The sequence below is a fragment of the Streptomyces palmae genome (genome assembly GCF_004684805.1).
Taxonomy (GTDB): domain Bacteria; phylum Actinomycetota; class Actinomycetes; order Streptomycetales; family Streptomycetaceae; genus Streptomyces; species Streptomyces palmae.
This window is the reverse complement of the sequence record NZ_SRID01000315.1, coordinates 1-8,275: the sequence shown is the minus strand read 5'-3', so window position 1 is coordinate 8,275 and position 8,275 is coordinate 1. Positions and strand designations below refer to the sequence as shown.

General features: G+C 73.9%; 7 protein-coding genes and 3 pseudogenes. 7 read left to right on the top strand and 3 right to left on the bottom strand.

Annotation, left to right across the window (positions count from 1 at the left end; genetic code table 11):
• Positions 1 to 447 (top strand): annotated as a pseudogene (locus E4099_RS25130) (Crp/Fnr family transcriptional regulator); the annotation flags it as partial.
• Between the two features lie 43 nt (positions 448 to 490).
• Here E4099_RS25130 and E4099_RS25125 read toward each other — a convergent pair.
• Positions 491 to 685: a hypothetical protein gene (locus tag E4099_RS25125; protein ID WP_135341394.1), complete on the bottom strand. Its 195-nt coding sequence runs from the start codon at positions 683 to 685 to the stop codon at positions 491 to 493.
• Positions 686 to 1,288: 603 nt separating this feature from the next.
• On the opposite strand from E4099_RS25125, the gene egtA reads away from it, so the two are divergent.
• The 4 genes from egtA to egtD are packed head-to-tail and all read left to right on the top strand — an operon-like array spanning position 1,289 to position 5,688.
• Positions 1,289 to 2,572 (top strand): ergothioneine biosynthesis glutamate--cysteine ligase EgtA, encoded by a 1,284-nt coding sequence (egtA, locus tag E4099_RS25120; protein WP_135341393.1) that lies wholly within the window; start codon positions 1,289 to 1,291, stop codon positions 2,570 to 2,572.
• Complete coding sequence (gene egtB / locus E4099_RS25115; RefSeq protein WP_135341392.1) at positions 2,569 to 3,927, top strand: ergothioneine biosynthesis protein EgtB; 1,359 nt, start codon at positions 2,569 to 2,571, stop codon at positions 3,925 to 3,927. The genes egtA and egtB overlap by 4 nt, the downstream gene beginning before the upstream one ends.
• A 46-nt stretch (positions 3,928 to 3,973) precedes the next feature.
• Positions 3,974 to 4,729, top strand: a complete 756-nt coding sequence (egtC, locus tag E4099_RS25110) for an ergothioneine biosynthesis protein EgtC (RefSeq protein WP_135341391.1) — start codon at positions 3,974 to 3,976, stop codon at positions 4,727 to 4,729.
• Positions 4,726 to 5,688: an L-histidine N(alpha)-methyltransferase gene (egtD, locus tag E4099_RS25105; RefSeq protein ID WP_135341390.1), complete on the top strand. Its 963-nt coding sequence runs from the start codon at positions 4,726 to 4,728 to the stop codon at positions 5,686 to 5,688. The genes egtC and egtD overlap by 4 nt, the downstream gene beginning before the upstream one ends.
• A gap of 86 nt (positions 5,689 to 5,774) precedes the next feature.
• On the opposite strand, the gene E4099_RS25100 is transcribed toward egtD, so the two are convergent.
• A complete protein-coding gene (locus tag E4099_RS25100) occupies positions 5,775 to 6,713 on the bottom strand; it encodes a GlxA family transcriptional regulator (RefSeq protein ID WP_135341389.1) in 939 nt (312 codons plus the stop codon).
• Between the two features lie 196 nt (positions 6,714 to 6,909).
• Here E4099_RS25100 and E4099_RS25095 point away from each other — a divergent pair.
• Positions 6,910 to 7,044, top strand: a pseudogene (locus tag E4099_RS25095) (DJ-1/PfpI family protein); the annotation flags it as partial.
• A 47-nt stretch (positions 7,045 to 7,091) separates the two neighbouring features.
• Positions 7,092 to 7,325, top strand: a pseudogene (locus E4099_RS25090) (hypothetical protein); the annotation flags it as partial.
• Between the two features lie 26 nt (positions 7,326 to 7,351).
• Here the strand turns inward: E4099_RS25090 and E4099_RS25085 are convergent.
• On the bottom strand, positions 7,352 to 8,272 hold the full coding sequence (locus E4099_RS25085) for an SDR family oxidoreductase (RefSeq protein ID WP_135341395.1): 921 nt from the start codon (positions 8,270 to 8,272) through the stop codon (positions 7,352 to 7,354).
• Between the last annotated feature and the right edge of the window lie 3 nt (positions 8,273 to 8,275).

Below are 8,275 nucleotides of genomic sequence, written 5' to 3'. Positions count from 1 at the left end.
TATAGGAGACAGCCACCCACCCCCGACGACCTCGACGAACTCCTGGCCCGCCGGCGCAAGACGCAGTATCTGCTGGCGCACCCGCGCACCATCGCGGCCTTCGGCCGGGAGTGCAACAGCCGGGGCCTGTATCCGCAGGGCGCCGAGGTGCTGGGGACATCGGTGCGTGCCTGGCGCGGGGTGCCGCTGCTGCCGTGCAACAAGATCCCGGTGAGCGAGCAGGGCACCAGCTCCATCCTGGCGCTGCGCACCGGTGAGCAGAACCAGGGCGTCGTGGGGCTGCACCAGACGGGCATCCCGGACGAGATCGAGCCCAGCCTCAATGTCCGCTTCATGGGGATCAACGAGCAGGCGATCACCTCGTACCTGGTCAGCGCCTACTACTCGGCGGCGGTCCTGGTGCCGGACGCCCTGGGTGTGCTGGAGGCCGTGGAGATCGGCCGCTGATCCGCTCTGTTGGTGCGGTCGGCAGTGTGCGCCCCGGGCTCGCTCAGGGGCGCACACTGCTGACCATGTCGGCGGTGGCGGCGATGCCCTGCGAGATGGTCGGCGCGACGCTGCTGCCCGCGAGGCAGAATCCCAGCAGGGTGCAGATCAGGGCATGGGTGAACTTCAGCCCGCCGTGGCGCAGATAGATCACCGTGAAGATCAGGAGCAGCAGGACCACGGAGATCGAAATGACCACGGCGTAGCCTCCTCGGCGGGATCAGGATCGAGGCGGCCAGTGTCACTCACGGCGCGCCCCCGACCCCGGCAGGCCGGGCGCTCCGAACGGGTGCAGATCACCGGTTCGAAATCGGCAGCCGTCGGAGGAGGAGCCCGATAGGGTCACGGGCCGCCGTCCTGGGCGCGCCGCGGCGCCTCGCGGGCGAGAGCGCCACCCGTCCGCCGTACTCCCGCGCCCCCAGCAGTCGCGGGCGGCGTCCGCGCGGCTCACCAGGGCTTTCCCCTCCGGGGCCGGGCCTCGGCACGACGGCTGGTCCGCCGTGGCCATGCCGTACGGCGGCGGTGTGCGGCGGGTATCCGGGGCCTGCTCGGCGCGTTGCCGTCCGAACGGAAGTCCGACCGCCGAGTTCCTCCGGCGTCACCCGCACCGGCCTGTCCGCGGTGCCGGTCGGAGCAGGAATGTATCCGGAGCGTATACGGAACGTCACCGGTCGCCCTGCACACCGGGGCGCCCTGTGCAAGGCTGGAGGCACCCTTGAGACCGGTGTCCATGGCACGTGAGAGTGATGGACGGCATATCCGGCCCGCCGCCGCGGGCCGGTGACCGGAACGGGAGCAGGAGATGACAGCTGTGCCCGAACACAAGGCGACCGGGCAGGATGCGACCGCCGAGGCCGAACTGGAGGCCCATCTACGGGGCATCTGCTTCAAAACAGGTCCGCCGCGGCTCGTCGGAGTCGAACTGGAATGGTTCATCCTCGATCTGCACGACCCGGCGAGCCCGGTGCCCCCGGCCCGACTGGAGGCCGCCCTCGCCGCACTGCGCGAACTGCCGCTGCGGTCCGCGCTCACCGTCGAACCCGGCGGCCAGCTGGAGCTCAGCTCGCGGCCGTCGGAGTCCCTGACCCACTGCGTCGAGACCACCTCGGCCGACCTGGCGCTGGTCCGCCGCTTACTCGCCCCGCTCGGCCTGGGCATCGCCGGCCACGGCCACAACCCCTGGCATCCCCCCAGGCGGCTGCTGACGGACCGCCGCTACGCCGCGATGGAACGTTACTTCGACCGCTGGGGACCGGCCGGGCGCGCGATGATGTGCTGCACCGCCTCGGTGCAGGTGTGCCTGGACGCCGGCTGCGCCGAGCCCGGACCGCTGGGGCTGGGCCGGCGCTGGCGGCTGGCCCATCTGCTGGGCGCCGTGCTGTCCGCCGCGTTCGCCAACTCACCGCTGAGCGAGGGCAGTCCCACCGGTTACCGCTCCACCCGGCAGGCGGTGTGGTCCGTGATGGATCCCGGCCGCACCCTGGCCCCGCCCGCGGGCCCCGATCCCAGCGCCTGCTGGGCCGGTTACGTGCTGGACGCACCGGTGATGTTCGTCCGCGACGGCGACGGCCCCTGGCCGATACCCGATGACGGGCTCACCTTCCGGGACTGGCTGCGCGGCGGCCTGCCGCGCAGACCCACCCGCGAGGACCTCGACTACCACATCACCACCCTCTTTCCCCCGGTGAGACCGCGCGGCCATCTGGAGCTGCGGATGATCGACGCCCAACCGGGCGAGGACGGCTGGATCGTGCCGCTGGCCGTGACGGCGGCCGTGTTCGACGATCCGGAGGCCGCCGAGACGGTGTACCGGGCGGTCAAGCCCCTGGCCGAGACGGCCGGGACCCGCCCCGCGCCGCGCAACCCGCTGTGGCGCAACGCCGCCCGGCACGCGCTGGCCGATCCGGAGCTGCGGACCGCGGCGCAGGTCTGCTTCACCGCCGCCTTGGAGGCGCTGCCCCGGCTCGGGGCCTCGCCGGCCATCAGGGCCGCGGTGGCCGAGTTCGCCGACCGCTATGTGGCCCATGGCCGATGTCCCGCCGACGACCTGCTCGCCCACCGCGGCGGGAAGGAGCACCTGTCATGACCGCTCCCCACTCCCCCGACAACCACGCGTCCGTCGCGTACGGGGACCTCGACGAGCTGCGGCAGCGCGTGGTGCGGGTGCTGCACACCGCGCGGGACCGCACCGGCCGGCTCACCGACTGCGTCGACGACCACGAGCTGACCGCCCAGCACTCCCCGCTGATGTCCCCCCTGGTGTGGGATCTGGCGCACATCGGCAACCAGGAGGAGCAGTGGCTCCTGCGGAACGTGGGCGGGCGCGCCGCGCTGCGGCCCGAGATCGACAGCGTCTACGACGCCTTCGAGCACCCGCGGGCCGAGCGGCCCTCGCTGCCGCTGCTGCCGCCCGCCGAGGCCCGGCGCTATGCCGCCGAGGTACGCGGCCGGGTGCTGGACGTGCTGGAACGGCACCCGCTGCGCGGCGCTCCGCTGGTCGAGGCGGCCTTCGCCTTCGGCATGATCGCCCAACATGAGCAGCAGCACGACGAGACCATGCTCATCACCCATCAGCTGCGCCGCGGTCCGGCCGCGCTGACCGCGCCCGAGCCGCCGGCGGACGGCACCCAGGACGCCCTGCCCCCGGAGGTGCTGGTGCCGGCCGGGCCGTTCACCATGGGGACCTCCACCGAACCCTGGGCGCTGGACAACGAACGCCCCGCGCACCGCCGCCAGGTGCCCGCGTTCTTCATCGACACGGTGCCGGTCAGCAACGGCGCCTACCTGCGCTTCATCGAGGACGGCGGCTACCGGGAGCGGCGCTGGTGGACCGGGCCGGGGTGGGCGCACGTACGCGAGCAGCGGCTGAGCGCCCCGCTGTTCTGGCGGCGGGAGGGCGGGCAGTGGCTGCGCCGCCGGTTCGGGGTGACCGAGCCGGTGCCGCCGGGCGAGCCGGTGCTGCACGTCAGCTGGTACGAGGCCGACGCCTATGCCCGCTGGGCCGGGCGCCGGCTGCCCACCGAGGCCGAGTGGGAGAAGGCCGCCCGCCACGACCCGGTGACCGGCCGCTCGCGGCGCTACCCGTGGGGCGACGCCGATCCGGTGCCCGAGCACGCCAACCTGGGGCAGCGGCATCTGCGCCCGGCACCGGTCGGCGGCTATCCGGCGGGCGCCTCGCCGCTGGGCGTACGGCAGCTGATGGGCGATGTGTGGGAGTGGACGTCCAGCGACTTCCTGCCCTATCCGGGCTTTGCCGCGTTCCCCTACCGGGAGTACTCCGAGGTCTTCTTCGGCAGCGCGTACAAGGTGCTGCGCGGTGGCTCGTTCGCCGTCGACCCGGTGGCCTGCCGGGGCACCTTCCGCAACTGGGACCTGCCCGTCAGGCGCCAGATCTTCTGCGGTTTCCGCACCGCGCGCGACGCGGGCGAGGAGGAGCGGTGAGGGCCGCCAAGGTGATCGTCGCCGACGCTGGCCGGGGGTGGTCCTGATGTGCCGGCACCTGGCCTATGTGGGGCCGCGGGTGGCGCTGGGCGAGATCCTGCTGCGTCCGCCGCACTCGCTGTACCGGCAGTCCTGGGCGCCGCGCCGGCAGGCGCACGGCACGGTGAACGCCGACGGTTTCGGGGTGGGCTGGTACGCGCCGGGCGACCCGGTGCCCGCCCGCTACCGGCGGGCCGGGCCGATCTGGGCGGACGCCTCCTTCGCCGATCTGGCCCGGGTGGTGCGCAGCGGCGCGCTGCTGGCCGCGGTGCGGGACGCCACGGTGGCCACCCCGGACGGGGAGGCCGCGGCAGCGCCGTTCGCCGCCGAGAACCTGCTGTTCAGCCACAACGGGGCGGTACCGGGCTGGCCGCTGTCGCTGGCCCGGCTGGCCGGCGGGCTGCCGCCCGCCGATCTGCTGGAGCTGGCGGCGCGGTGCGACGCGGCCCTGCTGTGGGCGCTGGTGCGGTACCGGATCCGGGACGGCTATCCGGCTCCGGAGGCACTGGCCGACACCGTCCGGGCGGTGGCCGCCGCGGCGTCGGGCTCCCGGCTGAACCTGCTGCTCACCGACGGGGAGGTGATCGCGGCGACCGCCTGGGGCGACACCCTGTGGTATCGCACCGACCCGGAGCGCGGCACGGTGGTCGCCTCCGAGCCGTATGACGAGGATCCGCTGTGGACGGAGGTACCCGATCGCACGCTGCTGACCGCCACCCGAACCGAAGTACTCCGCACCCCGCTCAAGGAGCCTGCCGCGTGAGCCCCTTCACCGTCACCCGTACCCTTCCCGCCGACGCCACCGCCGAGGCGCTGCGCGCCGATGTGGCCCATGGACTGACCCGGTCCCCCAAGCAGCTGCCGCCCAAGTGGTTCTACGACGCGCGCGGCAGCGAGCTGTTCGAGCAGATCACCGAGCTGCCCGAGTACTACCCGACCCGCGCCGAGCGGGAGATCCTCGAGGAGCGGGCGGCGCGGATCGCCGCGGCCACCGGCGCCCGGACCCTGGTGGAGCTGGGGTCAGGCTCCTCGGAGAAGACCCGCCATCTGCTGCGGGCGCTGCCGCGGTTGGCCGCGTACGTCCCGGTGGACGTCAGCGAGAGCGCGCTGACCCTGGCCGGTCGCGCGCTGCTGGCCGAGCACCCGGAACTCGCCGTGCACGCGCTGGTCGCCGACTTCGAGTCGGGCCTGGTGCTGCCGGACACCCCGGGGCCGCGGCTGGTGGCGTTCCTGGGCGGCACCATCGGCAATCTGCTGCCTGCCGAGCGCGCCTCCTTCCTGGGCTCGGTGGCCGGGCTGCTCGCGCCGGGGGACGCGCTGCTGCTCGGCACCGACCTGGTCAAGGACGAGGCGACCCTGGTGGCCGCCTACGACGACGCGCAGGGGGTGACCGCGCGGTTCAACAAGAACGTGCTGACGGTGATCGACCGGGAGTTGGGTGCCGACTTCGATCCGGACGACTTCGAGCACGTCGCCGTGTGGGACCGCCGCAACGAGTGGATCGAGATGCGGCTGCGGGCCCGTACCGAGCTCACCGCCAAGATCCCGGCCCTGGACCTGGCCGTGCACTTCGCCGCCGGGGAGGAGATGCGTACCGAGGTGTCCGCGAAGTTCCGCCCCGAGCGGGTGCGCGCCGAGCTGGGCGCGGCCGGGTTCGAGCTGCGGGAGTGGTGGACCGACCGGGCCGGCCGGTTCGCCCTGTCGCTGGCCGTGCGGGGCTGAGCCGGGGGGCTCGCGCCTGCCGTGCACGGGGGTCGGCCTGGAGCGATGGCATCGGTCGGCATCGACGGCGGCCTTGTGCCACCGGTTCAGCCGAAGGTGCGTCGGTAGGTCTGGGGGCTGACGCCGGTGGTGCGTTTGAAGCGGTCGCGGAACGTGGTGGGCGAGCCGAAGCCTACCTGGCCGCCGATGCGCTCCACGGAGTGCGCGGTGGTTTCCAGCAGGTGCTGCGCCTGGCGGATGCGGGCCCGGTGGAGCCACTGGAGCGGGGTGGTGCCGGTCTGGTCGCGGAACCGCCGGATCAGGGTCCGGGTGCTGGTCCCGGCCCGCGCGGCGATGTCGGCCAGGGTGAGGTCGCGGGCCAGGTTCTCCCGCAGCCACGCGAGCAGCGCCTCCAGCTCTGAGCCCTGCGGTACGGGGACGTGGTCGTGGACGATGAACTGCGCCTGGCCGCCCTCGCGTTCCAGCGGCATCACCGACAGGCGGGCGGCGTCGGCGGCGACCGCCGATCCGTAGTCCCGGCGGATCATGTGCAGGCACAGGTCCAGGCCCGCGGCCGCGCCGGCCGAGGTGAGGAGTTGGCCGTTGTCGACGTAGAGGACGTCCGGGTCGACGTCGATGTCGGGGTGGAGCGCGGCCAGCAGTCCGGCGGCGCGCCAGTGGGTCGTGGCGCGCAGCCCGTCGAGGAGCCCGGTGGCGGCGAGGGGGAAGGTGCCCACGCAGATGGAGGCGATCCGGGTGCCGTCGGCGGCGGCCGACCGCAGCGCGTCGCGTACGGCGGTGGAGGGCGGGACCGTCGGGTCGGTGACGCCCGGCACGATGATCGTGTCCGCCTCCCGCAGTGCCTCCAGGCCCCGGGGGGCGCGCAGGGCGAAGGCGCCGGCGTCGACCTCGTCGCCCTCGGCGCACACCTGGACCTGGTAGCCGGGCCGCCCGTCGGGCAGACGGGTCCGGGAGAAGACTTCGATCGGGGTGGACAGGTCGAACGCGATCACCTGGTCCAGCGCGAGAACGGCGACTGTGTGCATGGCGGGAAGCTACCCGGCCACCGTACGCGGGATCCCCGATCAGCGGCGGGAAAACCACATGTCACCGTGTTTCCAAGCCGCTGGGAGGCGCCTGGCGATTTCCCGTTGGGATCTGTCACTCGCGCCACTGGGCCACCGGGTCGGCAGACGGTTGACTTCAACGCGTCGCAGAGGGATCGACCCCGGAGGAACGCCCGTGCACATCCAGATCGTCTTGTTCGACGGTTTCGACCCGCTCGATGCCGTCGCCCCCTATGAGGTGCGGTACGCCGGTGGCGCGGCACCGGGTGGCGCGGTGACCGTCGAGCCGGTCTCCGCGCAGGGCCGGCGCGCCCAGGGCACTGCCCTCGAGCACCGGACCGCCCCGGAGCGCCAGGCATGACCAAGATCCTGCTGTCCCTGCACGTCCTTGCCGCCATCGTCGCTGTCGGCCCGGTCACGGTCGCCGCGAGCATGTTCCCCGCGGCGCTGCGCCGCGCCCTCGGCGACTCCCGTGACGCCGAGGCACGGGCGAGCCTGCGGACACTGCACCGCGTCTGCCGGGTCTACGCCGGCATCGGCGTCGCCGTCCCCCTCTTCGGCCTCGCCACGGCCAGCAGCCTCGGCGTCCTAGCGCCACGGACGGGGACGGCGGGGTGTCAGCGGGTGCCATAGGGCGGCAGGGGCGCCGGGGCCCGGGCGAGCAGCCGGGTGGCCGTCCGCCCGGCCTCGGCCGGGGTCCGGCGCGCCGCCCGGTCCTCGGTGGGGCCCCGGCGCCAGCCGTCCATCACGGTGATGCGTCCGGCCTCGGCCTCGAAGACCCGTCCGGTGCACGCGGTGCAGGCCGCCGAGCCGAGCCAGACCACCAGCGGGGACACGTTCTCCGGGGCCATCGCGTCGAAGGCGTCCGGGTCGTTCGGCACGGCCATGGCGGTGGCGAAGGTCTGCTCGGTCATCCGGGTGCGGGCGGCCGGGGCGATGGCGTTCACCGCGACCCCGTACCGGGCGAGTTCGGCGGCGGCGACCAGGGTGAGGCCCAGGATGCCCGCCTTGGCCGCCGTGTAGCAGCTCTGTCCGACGCTGCCCAGCAGTCCGGCCCCGGAGCTGGTGTTGACCACCCGGGCGACCGGGGTCCGGCCGGCCCGGTGCCGGGCGCGCCAGTGGGCGGCGGCGTGCTTCAGCGGCAGGAAGTGGCCCTTGAGGTGGACGGCGATGACCGCGTCCCAGTCGTCCTCCGCCAGGTTGACCAGCATCCGGTCGCGGAGGAAGCCCGCGTTGTTGACCAGGGTGTCCAGTCCGCCGTAGGTGTCCAGGGCGGTGTCCAGGAGGGAGGCCGCGCCCTGGTCGGTGGTGATGTCGCCGTGGTGCGCCACCGCGTGGCCGCCCCGTTCGCGGATCTCCCGGACGACGGCCCGGGCGGGGTCCGCGCCGTCCGTCTCGGGCCGGCCGTCCCGTCCGACCCCCAGGTCGTTGACGACCACCCGGGCGCCCTCGGCGGCGAAGGCGAGCGCGTGCGCCCGCCCCAGCCCGCGGCCCGCTCCGGTGATGACCGGACTGTGCCAGGGGCGGGTGGTGGCCATCAC

Coding starts and splice junctions, on each gene's coding strand:
- egtA (WP_135341393.1), top strand. CDS start 1,289: ATGACAGCTGTGCCCGAACACAAGGCGACCGGGCAGGATGCGACCGCC.
- egtB (WP_135341392.1), top strand. CDS start 2,569: ATGACCGCTCCCCACTCCCCCGACAACCACGCGTCCGTCGCGTACGGG.
- egtC (WP_135341391.1), top strand. CDS start 3,974: ATGTGCCGGCACCTGGCCTATGTGGGGCCGCGGGTGGCGCTGGGCGAG.
- E4099_RS25100 (WP_135341389.1), bottom strand. CDS start 6,713: ATGCACACAGTCGCCGTTCTCGCGCTGGACCAGGTGATCGCGTTCGAC.
- E4099_RS25085 (WP_135341395.1), bottom strand. CDS start 8,272: ATGGCCACCACCCGCCCCTGGCACAGTCCGGTCATCACCGGAGCGGGC.